Source organism: Arcanobacterium sp. (ex Cirak et al. 2026) (assembly GCF_053585065.1).
This window is the reverse complement of record NZ_JBQJCE010000003.1, coordinates 36,176-60,245: the sequence shown is the minus strand read 5'-3', so window position 1 is coordinate 60,245 and position 24,070 is coordinate 36,176. Positions and strand designations below refer to the sequence as shown.

Genomic DNA, 24,070 nt, shown 5'->3' with positions numbered 1-24,070 from the left:
ACGGCCACCCATTTGTGTTGCTGCTTTCACCGTCAGACACTTCTCTCCCCTCGCACAAGACACAGCACACTGGCACAATGGGCGCGTGAATAAGCGCTACCCCATTCTCATGACATGGTTCGAGGCTCACAGACGTGATCTGCCGTGGCGACGAACGCGTGACCCATGGGCGATTCTTGTCTGTGAAGTGATGAGCCACCAGACCCCACTGTCACGTGTCGAACCGATATGGAATGCATGGATGCATCGCTGGCCCACTCCTGAAGCGTTGGCAGAAGCATCTTCTGCTGAGATCCTCGTGGCATGGGATCGACTAGGCTACCCCTCACGCGCACTTCGGCTCGCTCAATGCGCAAAAGTCGTGACAGAGAAATTTGGCGGACAGATCCCCCGCTCCCGCGCTGCGCTTCTTTCTCTCCCGGGCGTCGGCCCCTACACCGCCGACGCAGTTATTGCCTTTGCCTTTCATGAACGTTCCGTAGTGCTCGACACGAATATCCGCCGAGTGCTTGCACGCTGGGATGGTGCCGCTCTGCCACCACCTACCCAGACAAAGGCCGAAATTTCACGAGCTGACGCCGCTGTTCCCGACGATCCTGACCACGCCTGGCAATGGAATATGGCGATTATGGAATTCGGCGAACTCCTGTGCACAGCCCGCAAACCAGCATGTCAACAGTGCCCCTTGTCCGCAACCTGCGCATGGTTCGTCGCTGGCAGGCCTGCGGATGAACACGCACACAAACGCAAAACTCAAGCATGGAAAGGAACAAATCGTCAAGCGCGCGGAGCAATCATGGCGATTTTGCGCCAATCTCCCAACGGCGTCGACGCCGCCGAACTTGAACACGCCAGCGGAATCGAACCGACGCGCTACACAGTGGCACTCAAAGGCCTCATCAGTGACTCTCTTGTGGAACGTCATGGATCGAATGTGCGTCTGCCCCAGTGACTGAGCATCGAGCAAGAAAACGCGCCGCACAGTCTGGGGAACAAATTCACGATAAGCTCAGGTGATGGACACCAATGCACGCAGACTGAGCTATCTCACATACGCTGGGATTGCTCTGGCATCTTTCTCTGTTATTCCACTGACAATCGGCCTTTTGTTCCTCACAACTTCCGTGCATCACACTCCGGTGGTGGTCATGGACGCCGCGGGCATGATCCCTATACTCGCGGTTGCAACACAGGCAATCGTTCGCTCACTACGCGGCACTGAGTGGCACAGTGAATGGCAGAGTTTCGCATTAAACACCAAGCGCGCTGCTGCCGGTTCAGCGATTATTGTCCTGTGTACCTACCTCTTTTACAGTGCAACGGTAGGCTTCCTCCCCCTCATCATGCCTACTCTCGTTGCACTCGAAGGCCCCATCGTGCTCGTGATCGCCTGGCGCGCAGCGTCGCGATTCTGCCGATCGGTGAACTGACAAAACAACGTCACGGATACACACCACATCGCTTTTCACACCTTCCTGCAGGGGAATCAGCTTCACCTCCTCGATCACCTTCGTTTCACAGATAGGTAAACTGCAACCATGAAGTTCGATCAAATCACTCCACCTGTCGCGTACCACGGTGAAGGCCCAGCGTGGGATCGTAGCTGGGGAGGTTTGCGTTGGGTCGATATGCTCGCCGGCGACATCCTCACCCTTCTTCCTAGCGGAGAGGTACATCGGCTGAAAACTGGCTCCAAAATTGCCGCTTTTGTTCGTCCGCGCGTCAGTGGTGGTTTCGTTGTCGGCCTTGAACGAGGTCTAGGCATCGCCGATGACCCCTTCGGAGAGATTCGCCCCATGCCAGGAGCCGAGGAAGTGTGGACAGATCCAGATATCCGCATGAACGAGGGCAACACCGACCCGTGGGGGAATCTCTACTTCGGCACAATGTCATATTCACGTCGCCCTGGCGTCGGCAATGTCTACAAAATCGGCTCCGAGGGCCGGGCGCACGTTGCCATTGCCGGCACGACAACGTCGAACGGGTTAGCTTTCGTCGGTAAGACCCGCGCCTACTTCAACGATACTTCCTTGCGCCAAACCGATATCTTCGACGTCGTTGAGGGACGGCTCACGAATCGGCGCGCCTTTCACGATGCGACTGGCACGTCACCGGATGGCCTCACCACCGATGCCGATGGGAACATTTGGGTTGCGCTGAATCGGGTGGGTAAAGTACGCCTATACTCCCCGAGTGCAGAGATTCTCGGCGAGTGGAAACTTCCGGTGCGACTTGTCACATCTGTCGCGCTTGGCGGCGAAGATGGACGTGACTTGTTCGTGACAACGTCGCGGGAAAACCTTGACGATCCTGAAAAATCCGCAGGTGCAATCTTCCATGCACGGGTCGACGTGCCCGGCCCCACGCTCACCCCATTTGCCCGCTAAGCGGTATTCTTAGGGCTATGTCCACTCCCCTTTCAAACGACGGTCTTTTTGACCTCCCTGAAGGCACCCGCCACGAACCGCGTGCGAAAGTCATTTTGGTTTCAGGCCCTTCAGGTTCTGGAAAGACTCGCTTCACGGATCGATCCGGCCTACCCTCCATTCACCTGGACGATTTTTACTTCAACGGCGACATGCCCGGGCTTCCACGCAGGCACGGCATGGTGGACTGGGACTCAATCAATACTTGGGATCGTGAGGGAGCGGTATCTGCGCTTGTCGAGTTGTGTACCGTCGGCGAAACAACCGTACCGATCTACGACATCCCCACATCGAAACGCCTGAGTGAGCGCCGGCTCGAACTCGAAGGACGCCGCGTGGTGCTGGCCGAAGGCCTGTTCGCTGCAGATATTATCGACGATCTGTGCAAAGAGGGGATCCTGGCTGATGCCCTGTGCATTTCCCGCCCACGTCTGCAGACGTTCTGGTTTCGCCTCATGCGAGATCTCGACGAAGCTCGTAAACCATTCGTGAATCTTATCCGACGTGGTGTGGCACACTTCTTCCACGAGCCGATTATGTACCGTGAACTCACTGCTAAGGGTGCGCGCAAAGTGTCGTATACCGAGGCTCAAGAAGTTCTCACTCAGCTCCTCGCTTCTCAGCGTTGGGACTAGTTTGGCGATGTTGTTGTGCCCCTGAAGGTCAAACCTTCAGGGGCACACCAACATCGGTATCTCTGACAGGAAGATTAGGCCTGACCAGAATCGATCATATTATTGACGCGTTCCACTTTCGCCTGAATCATGTTCGTGTGACCAGGACGAATATCTGCCTTCATCACAAGCGAGATACGCGGGGTCATTTCTGACATGGCATCAACACACTTTTTGACAACGGCCATTACCTCGTCCCATTCCCCCTCAATTGTGGTGAACATCGAGGTCGTTTCCTCTGGGAGGCCTGATTCACGCACAATTTTCACTGCGCGTGAGACAGCCTTGGAAACTGAACCATCCGGCTGATCCGTGGTCTGAGGGGCAATCGAGAATGCAAGAAGCATCGGTTTCTCCTTTGGTGGAACTTGGGATATCGGTGACAAAATTGACTTTGCCAACACTGGAAATCTTCTACCGGCGTCGGCAGATACACGAGTGGCGAGGAAACAATTTCCTCGCCACAGGCGCAGTTACTTAGTGGGCTTGACGAACGGGAACAGGATCGTTTCACGAATTCCCAGCCCTGTGAGCACCATGAGCAGGCGATCAATGCCCATACCCATACCACCCGATGGCGGGAAACCTGCCTCCATCGCTTCAAGGAAGTCTTCGTCGAGCTGCATAGCCTCAGGATCACCGTTGGCAGCTTCGAGAGACTGCTGAGTCAGGCGCTCGCGCTGGATCACCGGATCGGCAAGCTCTGTATATGCGGTGGCGATTTCCATGCCACGAATGTACAGATCCCACTTCTCCGTCAGACCTGGACGGGAACGATGGTTACGAGTCAGCGGTGAAGTATCCTCCGGGAAATCGAAGACGAAAGTCGGTTCCCAGATGTGATCGCCAATGAGCTCCTCGAAGATATCTTCAACGATTTTGCCGTTCACAGCGTATTCTTTGACAGAAATCTCGTGCTCGGCAGCGATCTTGAGCAAACGTTCACGCGGTGTATCCACTGTGATCTCTTCACCGAGCTTTTCCGACACTGAACCGTACAGATCGATGCGCTTCCACTCACCACCGAGGTCGTATTCGGTGCCGTCAGCCAAAGTGACCACATGTGATCCGAAAGCCGCCATTGCCGCATTTTGAATCAACTCGCGAGTCAGATCGGCCATCGTCTCGTAGGTTGCGTACGCTTCGTAGGCCTCGAGAGCTGAAAACTCTGGCGAGTGCGACGAGTCAGCGCCTTCATTTCGGAAATTCTTCCCGATTTCGAAGACGCGATCGACACCGCCAACCACAGCCTTCTTCAGATGAAGCTCCGTGGCAATACGCAGGTAAAGATCTTCATCATAAGCGTTAATGTGGGTCGTGAACGGACGTGCTGCCGCACCGCCATGAAGAGCCTGAAGAGTAGGCGTTTCAATCTCAATGTATTCGTGAGAATCGAAAGTTGAACGCAACGACTTCATAACATTCGAACGAACACGCACCATGTCGCGTGCGGACTGGCGGGTAATAAGATCAAGATGGCGTGAGCGGATACGAGTTTCCTCATTCAAAGTGGCCTCTGTGCCATCTTCAGCTGTGAAAGTCTTGGGTAGCGGGCGAATAGCCTTCGACGCCATCGTCCATTCGTGCGCGAACACAGAAAGTTCGCCACGCTTGGAAGCACCAATGTGGCCCTTGACCCACAGGTGATCGCCAAGATCCAGATCGACCTTGAGCGCGTCAAGGGATTCCTTGCCAACGTTTGCCAAAGAGAAAATCACCTGGACACGCGTTCCATCTCCAGCCTGGAGCTGAGCGAACGCAATCTTGCCTGATGGGCGGAACAGCATTACTCGGCCAGCCGTTGCCACCATCTGGTCTTCGCGTTCCTCCCCCGGCTCGATTCCGTCAAACTGCGCGCGGATCTCCGGGATACGGTGTGTAATTTCAAGCTCAGCCGCGTAGGGCTGGCGCCCCTCAGCGAGCAGACGCTCGCGCTTCGACATGCGAACCGCTACCTGCTCCGGGGTGTCATCATGCATCACGTTTTCAGTCACGCACCTAGCCTACCCCAGCATCGCACTTCGCCGTTATTTTGCGTCAGTCTCTGGCTAATCTCACTCCTCAAATACCCCTTCTGGTTAATCTCACGCCCAAACAGAATCGTTCATACTCACACCAATCGTATTTTGGCACCCCTCATATCGCTCCTTAGCCTTATATGACGTCAAAATGCGATATGAGGGGTGCCAAAATACCAGCGGGTGAAGTATCAACCCTGAATTAAACAAAGCGAACTGCTTAGGGGCGTGCAGAGATTCAGGAAACGGACCGAAGGTAAGCTTCGCCATCAAAAGTATTGCGGCTGGCAAGATCGCGTGCGTTCTCACTCATTTCACCCACGTTTCCCTTGGCAAAGTGATCGATCACCATCGCAATTGCACCATCACCCGTCACGTTCGTTGCTGTGCCAAAGGAATCGAGCGCGATATATGACGCAATCATTAAGCCCACTGACGCATCATCGAAACCAAGCATTGTTCCCAAAATTCCGACTGACGCCATGATTGCGCCACCCGGAACACCAGGTGCAGCCACCATAATGATGCCGAGCATGAAGATGAAGCCCACCACCTGCGCAGCACTCACCGGCAAAGCGTGAAGCGTGATGATCGCCATTGCGAAAGCAGTAATCTTGGACATTGATCCCGCCAGATGGATCGTTGCACAGAGCGGCACCACAAATGATGCCACGGGTGTCGAGACACCGTTTTTGAGGGTTTGTCGCAGCGTGACAGGAATCGTTGCCGCAGATGAGGAGGTTCCCAAAGCAGTGAAGTAGGCCGGCATCATCTTTGCGAGGGCTCGCAGCGGATTCTTCCTCGCCAGGGCACCCGCGATGGAATACTGCGTGCCAAGGATGATGATTTCAAGGATCAACACGAAGACCACAATCTTGATCAGAGTAGCGATGATCTTCGCGATCTCGCCAACCTGAGTGAGATTGAGGAAAATGCCGAAAATATGGAGCGGAAGAAGTGGAACAATCACCTGAGAAATCAACCCGGTGATAATTTCGCGGAATTCAACAAAGCCCTTGCGGATCACTCCACGCGGAGCCAAAGAGAGGCCGATTCCGATGACGAAGGACAATACCAGCGCTGTCATGACTCCAAAAACCGGCGGAACTGAGAGGTCCTTAATATATCCTGTTAGTGCAGCGGCTGAAGGATTATGAACATCGACAGTGTTCCCAGCGCGGAGAATATGCGGATACACCGCTCGTGCCGCAAAGAACGTCAGGAAGCCAGCGAAGAGCGAAGATGCATATGCAATCGCTGCAGTTACGCCTAACCATTTGCCTGCACCTTTACCAAGGTCGGCGATTGCGGGAACGATGAGACCAACAATGATCAGCGGTACAGCGAATCCAAGGAATTGAGAGAAAAGATCGTTAAATGTGACGAAGACCCGCGTCAGCGATGTCGGGAAAAACTGTCCACAAATAATGCCCGCCACAATGGCGCCGATAACCCAGGGCAAAACGCCCGCGCGTTTGAACGCTGACATGCCTCGTCCTTTCTCTTGGAAATGCGTGTTATCGGAGAGGATAGGCATCTCCACGGATGAATTTCTTGATCGCCCGGATAGTGATACAGGTGGCATCTTTCCCTCCTGAACACCGCCCTCATCGTGCGTTTGAGAAGCACTCACTGATACACGTAAGAAAAGCCCCCAATTTCGGCGAATGATTGTCTTTGCAAATGTTTATTCAGTCAGTGACGCTTCCCTTCAGTCACTACAAAACAAATCATATGAAAGGCACTCATAATGTGAAAGATGAGTTCTTCCATTCTCACCTTTTCAATCTTTTTATCATTAATCATATCCGGCACCACCCCCGCCAATGCGTAAGAAACAATAACGGAGGAAAATTCCTCATCGACAAAATCTGGTGATCAAGCGAAGAAATTTTGACTTAATGCTGGAACAACGATCATGGACATTGTCGGAATTCGCGCCTGCTACGACCTTTATAGCGCAAGTTAAATCATCGTCGATTGGAATCTTGGTGAATTTATTAAACAACCCATTAATAGGAACGATTCTTACAGGCGTTGGCGCTCTGTTCTTCCTCACTTTTGCTATCGGAGGGCTCCCCAGCATAACCTCCCACAAACCAACGAAGAACCGGCGAAGAAAACAGCGACCGAACATTAGCCGTGAGGTCAAATGGTTTTTCTTCATTGGTTTCTTGCTGACGCTCGCAACAATCGCAGGCATTCTGGAAATCATTTTCGGGTAGTAAGTAGACCCCTGCAACCTCAATAAGTCGAGGTTAAACAAACATCTGTGTGACAGCACCAATACAGGGGTGGGCTGAATGTTTGAAGTGCTCCCTGAAAGTTGGACTCGATAATTGAGTTCCTTCTTTCAGGGAGCACTTCATTTTCCAACATTCAGCCCACCCCGCGGCACAGTTCATAGCGATATCAATTAGATGCCGGAAGATTTCAAACCTTGGTCATTCGGCGGAACCTTTCCGGGGTTCTGTCCAACTTCGACGATGTGATTGTGCTGGTCAACGAACACCACTGCTGGAGTATTAGTTCGAGCACGTTCCTCATCCACCCACTGATAGGCCATGAGAATCACAATGTCACCTGCGCTGGCATGATGTGCAGCAGCGCCGTTAAGAATCACTTCACCCTTGCCGCGCTCACCCGGAATTGTGTAGGTGGAAAGACGTGCACCGTTGGTGACGTTGGCAATATCCACACATTCACCTGGCAAAATATTCGCTGCGTCGAGCAGATCTGCATCCACGGTCACTGACCCGACATAGTGCAAATCTGCTCCGGTCACTGTTGCACGATGGATCTTTCCCGAAATCATCTTGCGCATGTTAAGCAATCGACACCTCCATGTTATCGATTAGTCGGGTGGGTCCCACATAGGCGGCAATAGCAAGAAGCCCTTCCCCATGTGCGTTGTTATCAAGTTCAGTAAATGTTTGAGGGTCGACTAAAACGAAGTAATCCAAGCGCACATTGGCCCCGTGAATTGACTCACGTGCAACACGAAGCACTTCGCCAGCTGAAGCACCCTCCTCGGCAGCATTCCGTCCAACTGTCAGTGCGCGCGACAAAGCAAGTGCGTCACAACGCTCGCTTTCAGAGAGGTACGTATTGCGAGAACTCATAGCAAGCCCTGATTCTTCCCGTTTAATCGGCACTGCACGGATCTCAAGATTCATGTCCAAATCCGCCACCATCGTACGAATCAGTGCAAGCTGCTGTGCATCCTTTTGCCCAAAGTATGCCAGTTGTGGACGCACCAAGTTCATGACTTTGTGAACCACCTGGAGCACACCAGCGAAGTGGGTCGGGCGCGTCTTGCCCTCCAAAACCGTCGCCACAGGCCCCGGATTGATTCGCACAAGTGGTTCACGCGGATACATCTCTTCGACTTCTGGCGCAAAGACCAGCTCCACCCCCAGTGGCTCAAGAAGCGCGACGTCGGCTTCCAAGGTGCGCGGGTATGCTTCGTAATCCTCACCTGGCCCGAACTGCAAGGGGTTGACGAAAATTGATACGACCGTATGGTCGGTTTCGGCTTTCGCTTGCGCAACAAGCGACACGTGTCCCTCGTGCAAAGCCCCCATCGTCATCACGAGCGAGCGCGTACCTTCGAGTTTCGCCAGTTCGCTTTTCAGTTCGGCCTTCGTTTTGACGACCTTCATGATTCCTCCACAATGTTGATCATTTCTTCGGCTTGGCTTTCGCTAATCACTCCGCGAGAAAGCGCACGGCCCACAGTGGCGCGGGCAAGAGCCCTGTACGTTTGAGCGACGTCGGCCAGCTGAGACATATCATTAGCAAGCTCGTCGAGTTTATCGAGATGCCCGCGAACCGTGATAGCATCGCCGCGCACTACGGGACCGGTTTGGAGAGTTTCACCTGACGAAAGTGCACCCTCCAAGGCAGCTTGAGTCAACGGACGTAAATATGCCCCTGGGTCGTCTATCCCAATTTCTGCCAGTACACGTTCAGCCTGCGCGACGACGGTGACGAGGTGATTAGCACCGTGGGCAAGCGCCGCGTGATACAACGGCCGATCGACGTCAGCGATGACGACACCTTCACCACCCATTTCAGCGACCAACGCAAGACCGATCGGCTGAAGCATCGGAGCGGCTGAGACCGAAAAAGGACATCCTTGAAGGCGAGCAACGTCGAGGGATGTTCCAGTAAAAGTCATCGCGGGATGAACGGCGAGTGTTAATGCGCCTGCGTCAGCAGCACCAGCGAGAATATCTGCCCCATAACGTCCAGCAGTGTGCATGACGATCTGTCCTGGTTGCCATGCGTCAAGTTTCGTCAGCCCCTTGATCAGAGGAATAAGTTCACGATCAGGAACCGCGAGTACTACCAACTGTGAGCGCTCAATGATTGTCTGTACATCAAGCGCCGGCACGCTTGGAAGCATATTTTCGAGTCGATCCAGCGATTCTTCCGAAGTGGCATATGCGCCGATGATTGAGTGTCCAGCTGCGCGTAAGGCGCTACCGATAGCTGCACCGACTTTGCCGGCTGAGACGATTCCAACGTCCAAACTCGTGGTATTCACGCTTAATAGTTTAGCGCCGCGTCACTGTGAGATTCTTCGAGCGTGAGACAGCCCACCGGTAAGGTGCTCAGTGGAGTTTCTGGGCGCCCAGTGTCACTTCCGATAGTTCAATTGCGAAGAGCGCCTGCAAATATGCCACGCATCAAGGATGACCGTATCAAACGGAAAATCCTGGATTGACGTATCTCCCACTGCCGACGCCTGGCACAACTGAAGTGTTGTAGCTCCGCAGTGTCGTGACAAAAGCCCGCGTCGGACGTGAACAGCTTGGATATGTGACAGCGGAACAATGACAACACGGCGTCACAAGAATCCTTCCTTGACGACGATACGTGAATTCCTCACCTAGCGAGTTCATAATCCGATTCGAGTTTTCCATTCATCGATCGTCTCCGAAACTTTCACGGTGCGCGCTTGAGCACCGAGTTCCTCGATCTCGCTCATCGATGATTGAAGCATCGGCAATGGATAATTCTTCACTACGGTCATCGAGGTGATTGCCACAAGATTCAGATCCAGCGAAGCCAGACCACGGCGGCGCTGAAGCGGCCCTTGAGTGATGGCAATAGACTGCCACCGGTCAGCTGGGATAAGGGTAAATGCGCGTCCGATGCGCTTCTTACGGATCGCGATCACTGACGGCGTTGCAATAAACCCACGGAATTTCCACTGAACAGGATCAAAGAGGCGAGCACGTTGAGTGGTTCTCTTGAGCATCGTGTCAGGTGTACCTGTCAGTTCAGCGAAAAGTGCAGCATCATCGTCAGATCCGAGTTGAGGACGCAAAATCCACATCAAACGTTCGAGATCCGTAATTTTTCCGACCGGCATGACTGGTACGCCGGAAAGCAGATTTTCTTTGGTATCATCGGTGGTTCGCCCAGCGACGGTCACATCGATCGTCCACCAGCCAAGAGCACGCGCCAACCATGACTGCGACACAGAAATAGCGTGGATCCGCTCGGGAGGAAGGGTAATCGTCCGGATTGATGTCAATCCACTGCGAACACGAAGCCCATGCTCAGAGATGTAGACCTTTGTATCCCATTGAGTAAAGGCTGGTTTAATCACCGCATAGAACACACCCAAAGCAGTCAGGATGAGCCCAAAACTCACTCCCTCAGTCACCACAGTTATCCACACAGTAAAGACAAGATATGCAAGGGCTAAGATTCCTGTCCCACTCACGAGGCGCACAATGAGCAGGTACCACGGATTGAGCTCGTAGATGAGTCTGTCATTAACCAGATCGTCAGGATCGAAAACCGGGATAGCGGGCGTGGCAATGAGATCTTCCTGCGAAGCGGACACAAGCTCCTGTGAATCTGCCGACTCATCACCGCCAGTCTCATAATCACCGCCAGTAGTGGTGTCAGACGGATGCACGCCCTCTTCTCCAATCACATGGGCATGAGATGTGATCTGCACCCCGGAACGTTTACGCGCAAGTCCGTTAAGGAGTTCATGACGCAGAGCGCCACAATCCGCCATTGTCAACAGCCCCAACCTCAATTGGCGGTCCCCCACTGCCGCAGAATCAACAACAACCGTGCCAAAACCAAAAATTCGACCAAAAAGCGATTGGTCAATCTCGACACTCTGAATACGTTCCCACAACATATGCTGACGTGTTTTGACCAGGACGCCACTGCGGTAGTGGACACCGTTTTCCACCAGTGCGAAACTCTGTTTCTTCCAAATGATCCATCCCGCGACAACCGCGAGAGTCGATAGTGCAAGAACTCCACCGACAAAGAGCACCACGTAGAACCAGATATCCGCCGACGGATGAATACTTTTCAGTCCCTCCGTCGGCCATTCTTTGACGATGTTGTAAAAGATCACCGCTACGAACGCCCACAGCGCAGTGCCCTTCGTCAACGGGGTGACCTTGTGGAAAAATCTCCAGGCCTCTTCAGGAATTTCTTCGCACTCGTTTTGGCTCTGACCCATCACAAGCCCTCCGCCATCGCATTGCCCAGTTGAGTCAACTTGAGACGCAAACGATCGGCTTCCTCTTTGCTGACACCGTGAATCGTAGCATTGGTGGTTGCGGACGCGGTGATGAGTTCGAGACTCGAAAGTCCGTAGTGTCCCAAAATCGGACCAGCCGAAACATCAACCTGTTGCATACGCCCGAACGGCACCACCACAACACGTTTGAACATCACACCACGGCGAACCAGAAGCTCAGTGTCCCCTTCTGCATATCCAAATGCGCCCACTTGCCGACGCATAATCCATGCACACCACGCTGTGACAACACATGCGGCGACAACAACTCCCCAACCAATCCACATGGCGATCGTTCCCCAGAAAAATGACGCTATGACAGCATAAGTCAGTGATGGAGCGAGGAGACACAAAGCAAGAATAAGAATGTAAATATTCACCACTTTGGCATATCGCGGATCCACTGGAGTGAATTGGACGGAAGTCAGTTCATTTCTCATGCCCTTAAGCCTACAAGAGACCTATGACAAAAACCGCGTTCACTTCTCTCCTTCACGCCGGCATCGCACCTCGCGGAGGAGTGGAATCGTCATCAGTATCGTTGATGCGACACCAACTTTCAGCGATGAGTCCACATACCGAAAGAATAATGGCACTGAGTGCACATACCAGCGCGCCCCACATTGCACTTTCCAATGACGCCGTTGGGCCAGTTCGCGCGTAGGCTGCACCGATCCCCGCTGCGATACCGCCTGCAATAGCTCCACCCCGCGAACACGCAAGAGCATACACATAAGCACGCGCAGCAGAGAGCGGATCCACAGCAATTTTTTGGTGTTGGTACTGCCGCACTGGCCAGGCCAACGCCAAAGAAATCACGCCAAGGCCAACAGGGACAATTCCTGCCAATGCCGAGATATCAACAGGAGCTCCCCCATGAGAAATCCACATGTCAACGCAGATAAACACAGTCAGAAACGCGATTGCCATCACCGTCAGCAGAGTTCGGATCGACGTCGGCTGGAGTTTCCCATCTTTGCCACGCATCACCGGCTCCAGGCACCCTCAAGACGCTCGATCCCAGCCTGCGGGAGCTTACCGAGAAGACCCTGGATCGGCTCACCTGACAATCGAGCATCAGGCTCGATTTGTGCCCACGGTTCCAGGACAAAGCGGCGATCTTTCGCGCGAGGATGTGGGATCGCGATGGTCGGCGAATCCGAAGCAACGCCTTCCATATCCACAATATCGAGATCGAGAGTACGTGACCCCCAACGCTCGCCACGGACTCGTCCGAGCTGGTCTTCGATCCACTGCAGATTTTCCAACAGTGGCACGGCACCATCGGTCGTGGAAATGATCATGACAGCATTATAGTAATCAGCCTGCGGACGCTGCCCCGGCGCAAGGACAGGAGCGGTGCGGTAAATATCCGAAACTTCCTCAACTTCGTAAACTTCTTCGATTGCAGCGCGTGCTGCACGCAGAGTATCGAGTGAATCACCGACGTTCGATCCCAACGCGATCACAACACGACGTGGGAACGTCACGTTGCGCATCAGCGGGCTTTGGCGATAGATTTCAACGCCGACGTCGCTGAAGGTCCGTTCCAGAGGTGCGCCTGGCTTGTGAACCACCACGCGTACATCAATTGGCCCTAGTGCAAGTACGGCGTCAGCAATACGTGCCGCAAGGGTCTCGATCAGATCGACGTGCGGGCCTTCGACAACTTCGGCGACGGCGTCGGCAACATCTGCATAGGAGATTGTGTCGTACACAGAATCTGTTCGTGCTGCGAGAGACGTATCGGTCGACATCGTGACGTCCACAATGAAAGTCTGTGGATCAGCGTGTTCAAAATCGAGGACGCCGTGCGTCCCCACCAGGGTTAAGCCACTGAGGTGAATCGAATCCAGGTTCATCGTTCCCACTTTCGCAATTGTTGATGAACTGCTACGGCGCTTACCGTGGCAGCAACGTTATGTACGCGTACACCCCACGCCCCATTCTCCCATGCAATCCCCGAGATCACAGCGGTAGAAATATCACGATCACGAGCGATATGTTCACCAGTCATCGTGGCAGCAAGGAACCGCTTACGCGACGCACCGAGAAGCACCGGGTAGCCGAGCTCGTCAATTTCTTTCCAACGAGACAAAACCTCCCAATCCTGCTCACCAACTTTGGCAAAACCAAGTCCAGGATCGAGAATAATATTGTGGTCATCGATTCCAGCGGCCTTAGCCAGCGCGAGCTGTTGGGAGAGTTCACTTTTGACAATCGTGACAAGATCGCCGTCATAAACGGCCAAAGAATTCATCGACTGTCCATTACCTCGTCCATGCTGGAGAATATAGGGAACGCCAAGGGATGCAACCGTCGAAAACATGGTCGGATCTGCCTGTCCCCCAGTGACGTCGTTGACGATGTGTGCGCCAGCCTCAATCGCTTTCGCTGCTGTTGCCGCATGATATGTATCCACAGAGAGGGTCACATCTTGTGCGAGTTCGCGCACGACATCCGCGATACGCGCCCATTCTTCATCGGGCGTGAGCATCATGGCTCCAGGTCGAGTCGACTCGCCCCCGATGTCAAGAATTGTGGCTCCTTGAGCAATAAGTTCACGTCCATGAGCGATCGCCGCGTCAGGTGAGGCCCATTGCCCCCCATCGGAAAACGAATCCGGTGTGACGTTCACAATTCCCATAATTTCCATGTTTTACCTCGATTGAATCAGGCTCATGGCCTCGGCACGGGCAGCACTATCTCGGAGCCATCCGCGCACTGCGCTGGTGGTGGTCTTGGAACCGGGTTTTTTCACGCCGCGCATTGTCATGCACATGTGTTCAGCTTCGATCACAACAATCACGCCGCGCGCAGTGAGTCGCTTCACGAGAGCGTCAGCCACCTGCGTCGTGAGACGCTCTTGGACTTGAGGTCGGCGAGCGTAACCTTCGACAAGGCGCGCGAGCTTGCTCAACCCCGTCACTCGTCCACTTTCTCCAGGGATGTAACCCACATGAGCCACACCGAAGAAAGGAAGCAAATGATGCTCACACATCGAATAAAACGGAATGTCCTTGACCAAGATGAGCTCTTGATGACCAATATCGAAGACAGTATCAAGAACCTCAGACGGATCAGTGCCTAGTCCCGCAAAAATTTCAGCGTAAGCACGCCCCAGACGAGCCGGTGTATCAGCCAGTCCATTGCGATCCGGATCCTCACCGATCGCAACCAGGAGGTCACGTACCGCTTTTTCAACGCCGTCGGCATCATACCTATCGCTCATCGCCGGCCTCCGGCTCGGCAACAGGACCGACCGTGCCGTCCACAGGACCAATTCCCTTCACAGGCTGATTCTGCGTGTCATCTGCCGACGCCGGAGCAGGGACTTCAACTGGCGGAAGGTCTGAAACCGGGCGCGTCTGCGCTGATAACCACTGTTCACGAGGAGGAGCCTTGACAATATCAGCGAAGATCTCCTTCAGCTCTGCTTCAAGAACCGTTTCCTTTTCCAGAAGACGTTCGGCAAGGCGATCAAGCACATGACGATTGTTCATGATCACTTCCCACGCCTCTTGTGACGCTGTTTCGAGAAGCTGACGTACTTCATCGTCAATAACAGCAGCAGTCGAATCAGAGTAATCGCGTGACGATCCTCCACCCATACGCGTCATTGGATCCGATTCGTCAGCAGTGAAACGAACAGCACCAACGCGTGAGCTCATGCCATATTCTGCCACCATCTTGCGAGCGATCGACGTGGCCTTCTGAATGTCATTCGAAGCGCCGGTTGACGGATCATGGAAGACGATTTCCTCAGCCAAACGGCCGCCCATCGCGTACACCATTTGGTCAAGCAGCTCGTTACGCGACACGGAGTACTTATCTTCGGCTGGCATCACCATGGTGTAGCCCAGTGCCCGACCACGGGGAAGGATCGTCACCTTCGTTACCGGATCGGTATGGTTCAATGCGGCAGCAGCGACTGCGTGTCCGCCCTCGTGGTAAGCAGTCATGCGCTTATCCTGTGGGCTCATGACACGAGTACGACGTTGAGGACCAGCAACGACGCGATCGATTGCCTCATCGATATCATCCTCTGTGATCCTCTCATGCCCTCGACGAGCTGCCAACAACGCCGCTTCGTTGAGCACATTTGCCAGATCAGCGCCAGAGAAACCAGGAGTGCGACGAGCAACCGCATCCAAGGTGACGTCATCGGCGATTGGCTTACCCTTAGCATGAACCTTGAGAATTTCGAGACGACCACCAAGATCAGGAGCATCCACCGCAATCTGACGGTCAAATCGTCCTGGCCGCAAGAGTGCAGGGTCGAGGACATCGGGACGGTTAGTCGCTGCAATAACAATCACGGACGTGCGATCGTCAAAACCGTCCATCTCAACCAAGAGTTGGTTCAGTGTCTGTTCACGTTCATCATTTCCGCCGCCGATACCAGCACCGCGGTTTCGTCCAACGGCATCAATTTCGTCAACGAAAATAATTGCGGGAGCCTGCTTCTTCGCCTTGGAGAACAAATCACGCACACGCGAAGCTCCCACACCGACAAACATTTCGACAAACTCAGAGGCAGAAATATGGAAGAAAGGAACGCCAGCCTCTCCGGCAACAGCCTTTGCAAGTAGCGTCTTTCCCGTTCCCGGAGGACCGTAAAGCAAGACACCCCGAGGAATCTTGGCACCCATCTTGCGGAATTTACCCGGCGTTGCGAGGAATTCCTTGATTTCAGCGAGTTCCTCAACAGCTTCGTCTTCTCCCGCAACATCAGCAAAGGTGATCTCCGGGAGATCCGATTCAACACCTTCGCCCTTGATCTTCCCAAATTGCCCCATCCCCTGCTGCATCTTGGGGAAGAGCCAGAAGAACAGTACCACGATCACCAACATAGGGAACATGAGGGAAATGAGCCCGCCAAGGAACGACTGCACGGGCACCGTGGCATCATAACCATGAGAGCTCTTGGCCTTTTCGATCAGACCCGAGACCTTTTCCGCTTGGGGATCGATATATTGGAACTGGATTTTCTTGGTCGCACTCCCCTTATCTCCTTCAAGAGAAACAGGGACAACTTCCTTATTAAGCAGCACCTGAACAACCTGAGATCCATCGGTCACCTGGATGTTCTTAATATCGCCCTTTTCCAAAACTTCGATACCTTGCGAAGTTTTGACCGAGGTATACCCGCCAGGATTGAGGAAATACACAAGCGATCCAGCAATCAACGCAATCAGGACAATACCGCCCCAAATCGTTCGCCGTTGCTTTCGACGCTGCTCTTCTTCCTGCTCTTTCGTCAGTTCGGGAGCATCATCATCACCAGACTTGTCATGATGACTGAAAATCGAGTGCTTCGGACGCTTTGATGACTGGTTGTATTTGCGATTTGACCTGCGAATTTCCTCGCGATCAGGCAATGATTTCTCCACCTGTTCGTTGTCCTGGCGCCCGGTGCCCTGGGGCTGATTCTCGCTCAATTTTTCCTCCGTGATTATGGAAATAACCCCTCCATTTTACTTCACAGAACGACAACACATCGACGCGCTACTTTGTCAGCGTAACTACTGGGGAAAACGTGATCTTTCCACGGATTTTTTTCGCCTGCGCTCCCGGAAGTTCCACAACTTTTCCACCTGCCGGATGTGTCACAAGGTCATCGAGTGCGTCAATGTGCACGTACCTCAACTCCCCCGGACGAGCTCCCGCCTCAAACGCAGCCAAGCGCAATGCACGAGTGCGCACTGCACGTGGCTGACGTGCAAGCATCTTGGCGTCGACGACGCCCTCACCGCAGCTCACCTCGTCAAGCGCCCGGCGTCCGAGCGCATCAAGCACCTCGACGTCGTCGGCCAAAAGCCTCGCTGTCCGTGCCAATGCTCCCACGACGTCGCCGGAAAGTTGCCCAAGTGCGGGGAGAATTTCGTGACGGATCCGGGCGCGAGTAAGCGGTTCGCCCGCTGCGGTGCGCCAGGGGCCATCGAGAGCATTGCTTGGGTCAGTAACGGTGGGCCAGCCAAGAGCACCAACCGCAGCCTCAAGCTCTTCCTTGCGCAAGTGAAGAAAGGGGCGGTAAAGAGCGACATCGTGAGCACCAGGAACGTGAGCCACTGCTCGCATCCCCGCAAGCGAGTTGGCACCAGAGCCACGAGTGAGTCCGAGTAGAACCGTCTCCGCCTGGTCACACGCATGGTGTCCAACAAAAACGGCAGGCTGTTGCGGGCACACCTCACGAGCCGCATCTGCGAGCGCAGCGTAGCGAGCTTCACGGGCAGCGCCCTCAGGCCCTCCAAGTGAGGGAAGATCAACGCGTACGCATCGAGCCTCGAAACCTTCGTGGCACAAAAATTGCGTGACTTCGCGAGCTTCTTGTGCACTTTCCTCGCGTACCCCGTGGTCGACGACGAGCGCGAGAATACGTTGACCTGTGCGTGTCGCCGCCCACGCTGCCCCTGCCATCAATGCCATTGAGTCGGCTCCACCCGACACTCCGATAACGACATGTTCACCGGCGTCGGGAAGTGAACGCAAGAGGGCGTGACGAACTGCGCTGAGTTCTGGAGCAGGAAAACTCATACTCGAGCCATCCACAGTTGCGGCGATTCAAGTTCAGCAGTGAGAGGGAGATGAAGGGGATTTTGCCAGATTTTGTTTAACCTCTGCATTCCCCCCTCGGCGACCACAGCTTCGACGAAGTTTTTCCCCTGGTCATACTGAACAATTTTGTGGGCGAGTCCCACCCAACCACTCAACACCGTTTCCAGTGTGCCCCTCATTTTCCGGTGAGTCTGAAGAACTTTAGCCAGTGGACGCCGAGATGGGATTAATGAAGAGGGCACAGAATTCATCACAAATTGTGCGTGCCCTCCAAGCAAGGACAACACAGCACCCAGTTCATCTCGCGCCCCAGATTTATCTGCCAGCGTTTGGCGAAGACGCGAAATAATCACGTCCTTCAGCCACGGTGCAGCGGCGAATTGGATGGCGTGTGTCATTTCGTGAACACTGACCCACAGCGCCAGATCACGTCGATCCAAATCAAACACCTCACGCAGGTGATAAATATTTGGGGCAACAAGGGTCAATCGTGGTTCAGGAGCAAAGGGGTCGAACTGTCCCAGCACGCGGCGAGCCGCCAATGCGAGCATTGGAGTTAACGCCAGGTCTCCCACTGGATGATTGACACTTTTTAACATTGCCTGTGCACCCTCTCGTGCGCGGCTCACCCAGCCCAAGCGAGAAACGACGTCGAGACGCACACCCTCGATGTCACAATGCTCAAGACCTGATATTTCTCGCGCAATTTCGGTAGCCCTCTTGGCCTGCTGACGCAAGTCAGCCACAAGTGCACGTGCCGATGCGTCGCTTGCAGATGGGCCGGAGCCAGCAACCACCGAAGCGAGAGCGTGATGAAGCCAAGAAACCATCATAACTCCAGATTACCGCGCCTCACAATCACAACGCGTACAAATCAGCGAGGAAAGAATCAATCACCGAGCGCATTCCCGGCGAAGCTCCTTCCTTGATGTTGTCAATGAGTACCGAGAACACAAGCGGTTGCCCTTTTGCCGTTTGCATATAGCCGGAAAGAGAATTGGCAGTGATTAAAGTCCCCGTTTTAGCCCGGACAATACCGGCCAAATCCGTTCCAATCATGCGCTTCCTCAATGTTCCATCGAGCGCAGAAATTGGTAGCCCTGAGCCAATTGATGAGGCAGAGGGGCGATCCCAGACTTTTAAGAGAATTTGCGATTGAAGCCGGGCTGTGAGCCGATCCGTGGTTGATAACCCTGAACTCGAAGAAAATACTGCACCTGTCACATCACACCCAAGCTCGCGCAAGTATTCTTTCGCCGCCGTCGCCGCCCCTTCGAAGGTCGCTGGTTGTCCTTTTTCTTTGGCGACAAGCCTGCCTAATGCTTCAGCGATCGTATTATCCGACTGCTTGAGCATCAGTTCCACTAGGTCACGCACTGGAGCAGATTCAACGCTCGCAAGGACACGCGCATTCGAAGGAGCGGTGGCTCGCTGAGGCTCGCCTCCCTCAATCCCTGCCTTGGCGAGGGCACGAGCAAATACTTGTGCCGCACGAAGATCAGGATGAGGAGCGTATTTGCCGTTCACTCGCCCCTCATCAATTGCGATCGGTTGCAATTCCATCACATAGACATGATCACCTTCGTCAAGATCATGGTGATAGGGCGCACCTTCGAAGAGCGAGGAGTCGACGGCAATATTGACTTTGCGTGTTCCGCTCTTTTTCAGTTCAACCGCTGTGTTGCGTGCAAGTTGCTCGATTGATGCCCGTCCTTCAGTAGCATACGCATCACCTGCCCCCTCGCTCAGAAGGGTGTCTCCCCCGCCAACGAGGTAGACCGTGTTTCCAGCTAACGCGGTTGTGGTGGACAATGTGCGCTGCGGGCCGAGAACGTTCAGCGCCGTCAACGCCGTCACAAGTTTCATGTTCGATGCCGGAGTAGTGGGCTGTGTGGGGTGATACTCAGCGATCGTCTGTCCAGTAAGTGGGTCTGCAACAGCAATCGAGGCATTCCCCGAGAATCGCTCATGTTGAACGAATTTCTCAATCGCTTTTTCGACCTTCGCAGACGAAGGCGGCGCCTGAACAAAGTGCGAGTCGATCGACATCGGAGGCGGAGCTGAAGGTGTCGGGTAGGGCGCTGCCGGGATTTGTGCAGGAGCGACAGTGAGGATCCCCGGAACCACATCCCAGGCATCCGCCATCGCATACCCGCCCAGCACAAGTGCACAAACTGAAATAAGAACGCGTGATTTCACCTCTCCATAGTGTCACACCTCGCCGCAGAAGGAGCGAGGGAGGGCACAATGTTGTCACATACGGGACGCAGGACCTAAATGCGCGTTACAATTTCGGTAAAGAAATACTTATCGAGCAAAGGAACGCCATGGAGTTCGACGTCACGATTGAGATCCCCAAGGGGAACCGAAACAAGTACGAGGTGGATCACAAAACCGGCCGAATCCGCCTAGATCGTATGCTCTTTACGTCCACTCGTTACCCTGATGACTACGGATTCATCGATGGGACGCTTGGCGAAGACGGCGATCCACTTGACGCTCTGGTTCTGTTGGAAGAGCCCACATTCCCTGGTTGCGTGATTCGGTGTCGTGCGCTGGGCATGTTCCGCATGAGCGATGAAGCGGGCGGCGACGACAAGGTTTTATGCGTACCGACCGGCGATCAGCGTGCATCGTGGCGTACGGAGATTGACGACGTTTCCGAGTTCCACCGTCTGGAAGTTCAGCACTTCTTTGAGGTTTACAAGGATCTTGAGCCAGGTAAGTCGGTTGAAGGCGCCCACTGGGTTGGACGCGCTGAGGCCGAAGCAGAGATTGAGCGTTCATTCAAGCGAGCCGAAGAAACTGGATACTACGATCAGCACTGAGCGCACACAGTATTTTAAAGGGCGGGCAACCATACAAGTTGCCCGCCCTTTAAAATACTTCAGGCCTCAGGAGTCAGAGAAAAATGAGGAGACCCTGCTGTGCGAGCAGGGCCTCCATGAGGAAAACAGAGTCTCCATGAGGAAAATACGAAATTACCCAATGCGCAGGTACACGGGGTTGCCCCACACTGCACGCTCTTGAGTTCCCATTGATGGGTTCCATGCGGCGATATGCATACCGTTTCCGGTATAGAGTCCAACATGTCCCGGCCACCACAACACGTCACCGGGACGAGCCTGAGAGGCAGGAACCTGGCGATAATCTCCCCAGAATTGGTTCACATACGAACCTGTACGACGCGGGGTAGTGATACCGAATTTCTGGTAGACATACCAAATGAATCCTACGCAGTCCCAACCGGTGTTTGGTGAAGTACCAGCCCAAACATATGGCACGCCTTCAAACTGACGCGCGTAGGAAACAACAGACGATCCGCTGGTTGAACGCGAATCGGAGTTCGCCGATTTTTGTGCATTGTGGCGTGCTGCTGCTTTTGCTTGCGCCTGACGTTGCATGTGCTCACGGGCGGCTTTTTCCGCTGCAGCGCGCTCGGCAGCACGCTTCTGTGCCGCTTCCCGCTCAGCCTTATCGCGTGCTTGTGCTGCGGCTTTTTCTGCCGCAGCACGCTCGGCAGCTGCTCGCTGTGCTTCGGCACGCTCGCGAGCCTCGTCAGCTAAACGCTCACGCTCAGCTTTTTCAGCCTCAGCGCGTTGCGCTTTCTCTGCAGTCGCCCGAGCAAAAGCTGCCGCCTGCGCAGCCTCCTTCTCCTTCACAGCCTTCGTAGCTGCGTCGGCGTCGACTGCTGCCTGCGCGGCCGCCTGAGCGCTCGCCCGAGCAGACTTTGCTGCTGCCTTAGTGGCAGCCGCCTCAACCGCGGCTTCCTCGCGAGCTTGATCAGCTACACCCTTAGCGCTCTCTTCGTTCTCAAGGCGAGCTTGCTCAATAATTTCGGCGGCTGCCGCCTTAGATCGTGCCACGCGCTCTGCTTCGAGATCGTCGAGTCGCTTCGCTTCGAGGTCGGCCGTGGTACCTTTCTGTGCGGCAAGGACACCAGCCAGCTGACCACGTCGGGCTGAAGCTGTTGCAAGCTGAGCGGTGACGGCATCCGACGCAGCCTGTGCAGCATCCGCTGTCGATCCAACCCGCTGCGCAACGGCGGTCGCAGCCTGCGCTGCAGCGTCGGCTTTCTTCTGAAGCGTCGTCGCAATATCGAGAAGAGCCTGGAATTCCTGAACCGTGGAGTCAACATGGGAGGCAAGTGTGCCGAAAGCACGTTGCTTCACCTGGGCTTGAGCTAAAGAATCGGCTCCCATGAAATAGAAGGAAGACTGAATTCCCGCAGCAGAATTTTGATACATCACCTTCGAGACGTTGCCGAGCTCGTTACGAGCGCGTTCGACGTCCGCTTTCGCTGCGTTGGCCTTTTCTTGAGTGTCCATCGCACTATTGACAGCCGCATTCATTTCACCTTCGGCACGCACAGCTTGAGCTTGTGCATTTGCAGCGGCTTCTTCGAGCTGCGACGACTGCGCAGAAAGCTGTGCAAGTTCATTCTCCACATTCGATAGCTCGCTCTGTGTTTGTGCCTGTGCAGAATGTGCTTCTCTGACTTCATCGTCAGTTGTGGGATCAGCGCTCGCCAACTGAACACCACCAGCGGCTACTGCGAAGGCAGTCAACGATAGTAACCCATATTTCACTGTTCGTTTCACGTGAAATTTCCTCCATCCGCCGACGGTTGACGGCGTGTGCACTTGCCCCGGCGAACCGGATCGCATATCTGAACCAAAATCGAGAATATAACAATTCTTTATAAAAGGAAACAGCTCTCTCAAAATTCCCACAAAACACATTTGTCACATAAAAGCTGTTTGATCTTCTTTTGTTTCGTTCAATGACTCAAAATGTGGAAAATGTGGTGTCATCTTTGTTCCCTCGCCAGTACAGTAGGGATATGCGAACGTGGGAAAACGACATGATCAACGGATACGTGCACACCACCCTCCCCCTCCACGACGACGATTACGGGCCTGTAGTAGCAACTCTCACGCGGCCATCGTCGCCGGTGGCACATCCCCGTTTCGTTGTGCTCGCAATCCATGGTTGGAACGATTACTTCTACCAACTTCCCCATTCCGAGGCAGTGATGGATGCCAACGGCGCCTTCTACGCACTTGACTTGCGCCGCTATGGCCGGTCATGGCGCGAGGGACAGACCTGGGGATATATCGAAAATCTCTCTTCCTACGACGAAGAAATACACGCTGCACTCGACGTCATTCATGAGGAGGTCGGCACCGATATCCCGTTTATCCTTTACGGGCATTCAACTGGCGGGCTGACCGCATCGCTGTGGGCTTCACGGCACCCTGACGCGCTTGACGGTCTGATCCTCAACTCCCCCTGGCTCGAATACCAGGGGTGGAGCAGCACCCGAGTGGCTGGTCGACCGCTCATCGAAGCCATCTACAAGATGGCACCCTCAACCTACATCCCCGTTCCCGACGCCGGGGTGTATTCCTCTACTCTCACGCGATGGAATCCCGATCCACGCTATCGGCACACGCCGTCATTCCCAATTTATGTGGGGTGGCTGCGCGCAATCGCGGAGGGTCACAAACAAGTCGCGCTGGGACTGGGCATCGAGTGTCCAACCTTAGTTCTGACGTCTGCAAAGTCTGCAATTTCTTCCCCAACCCCCGATCAGGCGACACAGTGCGATGTGGTGCTCGACGTTGAACAGATTTGGAAACGTGTGGCCGGCCTTGGATCACACGTCACGTTGGTGAAACTTCAGGGTGCCATCCATGACGTCCTTCTTTCCGACGACGCTGCACGTACACGAGCCATTTCAGAAATCAGAACGTGGGTGGATGCCTACATCACGCAGTAGCCATGTGAAGGACAATCTGATGTGAAGGAGGGGACAAACGACCGTTTATC

At 54.3% G+C, this 24,070-nt stretch carries 24 protein-coding genes; 6 read left to right on the top strand and 18 right to left on the bottom strand.

What is annotated here, in order from left to right:
* Nucleotides 1-85: 85 nt before the first annotated feature.
* The 4 genes from ACTOVJ_RS02610 to ACTOVJ_RS02595 all read left to right on the top strand — a co-directional run bounded on the left by ACTOVJ_RS02610 (nucleotide 86) and on the right by ACTOVJ_RS02595 (nucleotide 3,061).
* On the top strand, nucleotides 86-952 hold the full coding sequence (locus ACTOVJ_RS02610) for an HhH-GPD family protein (RefSeq protein WP_449501747.1): 867 nt from the start codon (nucleotides 86-88) through the stop codon (nucleotides 950-952).
* A 64-nt stretch (nucleotides 953-1,016) separates the two neighbouring features.
* Nucleotides 1,017-1,430: a hypothetical protein gene (locus ACTOVJ_RS02605; RefSeq protein ID WP_449504022.1), complete on the top strand. Its 414-nt coding sequence runs from the start codon at nucleotides 1,017-1,019 to the stop codon at nucleotides 1,428-1,430.
* 108 nt (nucleotides 1,431-1,538) lie between these two features.
* The gene (locus ACTOVJ_RS02600; protein ID WP_449503378.1) at nucleotides 1,539-2,387 is read left to right on the top strand and encodes an SMP-30/gluconolactonase/LRE family protein; all 849 of its coding nucleotides are present in this window, start codon (nucleotides 1,539-1,541) and stop codon (nucleotides 2,385-2,387) included.
* Nucleotides 2,388-2,404: 17 nt separating this feature from the next.
* Nucleotides 2,405-3,061, top strand: coding sequence for a uridine kinase family protein (locus ACTOVJ_RS02595; protein ID WP_449504621.1), 657 nt, complete (start codon nucleotides 2,405-2,407; stop codon nucleotides 3,059-3,061).
* Nucleotides 3,062-3,135: 74 nt separating this feature from the next.
* Here ACTOVJ_RS02595 and ACTOVJ_RS02590 read toward each other — a convergent pair whose 3' ends face one another.
* The 17 genes from ACTOVJ_RS02590 to dacB form a co-directional block, all read right to left on the bottom strand.
* Entirely contained in the window at nucleotides 3,136-3,447 is a 312-nt protein-coding gene (locus tag ACTOVJ_RS02590; protein ID WP_449501757.1) for an MTH1187 family thiamine-binding protein, read from the bottom strand.
* Nucleotides 3,448-3,573: 126 nt separating this feature from the next.
* On the bottom strand, nucleotides 3,574-5,079 hold the full coding sequence (lysS, locus tag ACTOVJ_RS02585) for a lysine--tRNA ligase (RefSeq protein ID WP_449504053.1): 1,506 nt from the start codon (nucleotides 5,077-5,079) through the stop codon (nucleotides 3,574-3,576).
* A gap of 277 nt (nucleotides 5,080-5,356) precedes the next feature.
* Nucleotides 5,357-6,607, bottom strand: coding sequence for a dicarboxylate/amino acid:cation symporter (locus tag ACTOVJ_RS02580; RefSeq protein WP_449504023.1), 1,251 nt, complete (start codon nucleotides 6,605-6,607; stop codon nucleotides 5,357-5,359).
* 927 nt (nucleotides 6,608-7,534) lie between these two features.
* Nucleotides 7,535-7,942 (bottom strand): aspartate 1-decarboxylase, encoded by a 408-nt coding sequence (gene panD / locus ACTOVJ_RS02575; protein ID WP_449504024.1) that lies wholly within the window; start codon nucleotides 7,940-7,942, stop codon nucleotides 7,535-7,537.
* A gap of 1 nt (nucleotide 7,943) precedes the next feature.
* On the bottom strand, nucleotides 7,944-8,780 hold the full coding sequence (gene panC, locus ACTOVJ_RS02570; protein WP_449504025.1) for a pantoate--beta-alanine ligase: 837 nt from the start codon (nucleotides 8,778-8,780) through the stop codon (nucleotides 7,944-7,946).
* Complete coding sequence (locus ACTOVJ_RS02565) at nucleotides 8,777-9,667, bottom strand: Rossmann-like and DUF2520 domain-containing protein (protein ID WP_449504026.1); 891 nt, start codon at nucleotides 9,665-9,667, stop codon at nucleotides 8,777-8,779. The genes panC and ACTOVJ_RS02565 overlap by 4 nt, the downstream gene beginning before the upstream one ends.
* Before the next feature lie 93 nt (nucleotides 9,668-9,760).
* A complete protein-coding gene (locus ACTOVJ_RS02560; RefSeq protein ID WP_449504054.1) occupies nucleotides 9,761-9,958 on the bottom strand; it encodes a hypothetical protein in 198 nt (65 codons plus the stop codon).
* Between the two features lie 63 nt (nucleotides 9,959-10,021).
* The gene (locus ACTOVJ_RS02555; RefSeq protein WP_449501763.1) at nucleotides 10,022-11,620 is read right to left on the bottom strand and encodes a PH domain-containing protein; all 1,599 of its coding nucleotides are present in this window, start codon (nucleotides 11,618-11,620) and stop codon (nucleotides 10,022-10,024) included.
* Entirely contained in the window at nucleotides 11,620-12,120 is a 501-nt protein-coding gene (locus tag ACTOVJ_RS02550; RefSeq protein WP_449504027.1) for a PH domain-containing protein, read from the bottom strand. Before ACTOVJ_RS02550 ends, ACTOVJ_RS02555 begins: the two co-directional genes overlap by 1 nt.
* A 52-nt stretch (nucleotides 12,121-12,172) precedes the next feature.
* A complete protein-coding gene (locus tag ACTOVJ_RS02545; protein WP_449503371.1) occupies nucleotides 12,173-12,667 on the bottom strand; it encodes a DUF3180 domain-containing protein in 495 nt (164 codons plus the stop codon).
* Complete coding sequence (folK, locus tag ACTOVJ_RS02540; protein WP_449503386.1) at nucleotides 12,667-13,542, bottom strand: 2-amino-4-hydroxy-6-hydroxymethyldihydropteridine diphosphokinase; 876 nt, start codon at nucleotides 13,540-13,542, stop codon at nucleotides 12,667-12,669. The genes ACTOVJ_RS02545 and folK overlap by 1 nt, the downstream gene beginning before the upstream one ends.
* Nucleotides 13,539-14,336, bottom strand: a complete 798-nt coding sequence (gene folP, locus ACTOVJ_RS02535) for a dihydropteroate synthase (RefSeq protein ID WP_449501766.1) — start codon at nucleotides 14,334-14,336, stop codon at nucleotides 13,539-13,541. Before folP ends, folK begins: the two co-directional genes overlap by 4 nt.
* 3 nt (nucleotides 14,337-14,339) lie before the next feature.
* A complete protein-coding gene (gene folE / locus ACTOVJ_RS02530) occupies nucleotides 14,340-14,912 on the bottom strand; it encodes a GTP cyclohydrolase I FolE (RefSeq protein WP_449501767.1) in 573 nt (190 codons plus the stop codon).
* Entirely contained in the window at nucleotides 14,902-16,944 is a 2,043-nt protein-coding gene (ftsH, locus tag ACTOVJ_RS02525) for an ATP-dependent zinc metalloprotease FtsH (RefSeq protein WP_449501863.1), read from the bottom strand. The genes folE and ftsH overlap by 11 nt, the downstream gene beginning before the upstream one ends.
* Before the next feature lie 244 nt (nucleotides 16,945-17,188).
* A complete protein-coding gene (tilS, locus tag ACTOVJ_RS02520) occupies nucleotides 17,189-18,217 on the bottom strand; it encodes a tRNA lysidine(34) synthetase TilS (RefSeq protein ID WP_449504028.1) in 1,029 nt (342 codons plus the stop codon).
* A complete protein-coding gene (locus ACTOVJ_RS02515) occupies nucleotides 18,214-19,071 on the bottom strand; it encodes a zinc-dependent metalloprotease (protein ID WP_449504029.1) in 858 nt (285 codons plus the stop codon). Before ACTOVJ_RS02515 ends, tilS begins: the two co-directional genes overlap by 4 nt.
* A gap of 25 nt (nucleotides 19,072-19,096) precedes the next feature.
* Nucleotides 19,097-20,437, bottom strand: a complete 1,341-nt coding sequence (dacB, locus tag ACTOVJ_RS02510) for a D-alanyl-D-alanine carboxypeptidase/D-alanyl-D-alanine endopeptidase (RefSeq protein ID WP_449504030.1) — start codon at nucleotides 20,435-20,437, stop codon at nucleotides 19,097-19,099.
* Between the two features lie 128 nt (nucleotides 20,438-20,565).
* Between dacB and ACTOVJ_RS02505 the strand changes: the two genes are divergently transcribed.
* Nucleotides 20,566-21,066: an inorganic diphosphatase gene (locus ACTOVJ_RS02505; RefSeq protein ID WP_449501771.1), complete on the top strand. Its 501-nt coding sequence runs from the start codon at nucleotides 20,566-20,568 to the stop codon at nucleotides 21,064-21,066.
* Between the two features lie 153 nt (nucleotides 21,067-21,219).
* Here the strand turns inward: ACTOVJ_RS02505 and ACTOVJ_RS02500 are convergent, their stop codons facing one another.
* Nucleotides 21,220-22,839 (bottom strand): C40 family peptidase, encoded by a 1,620-nt coding sequence (locus ACTOVJ_RS02500; protein WP_449504031.1) that lies wholly within the window; start codon nucleotides 22,837-22,839, stop codon nucleotides 21,220-21,222.
* Nucleotides 22,840-23,081: 242 nt separating this feature from the next.
* Here ACTOVJ_RS02500 and ACTOVJ_RS02495 point away from each other — a divergent pair, with 242 nt between their 5' ends.
* Nucleotides 23,082-24,020: an alpha/beta hydrolase gene (locus tag ACTOVJ_RS02495; protein WP_449501773.1), complete on the top strand. Its 939-nt coding sequence runs from the start codon at nucleotides 23,082-23,084 to the stop codon at nucleotides 24,018-24,020.
* Nucleotides 24,021-24,070: the final 50 nt, after the last annotated feature.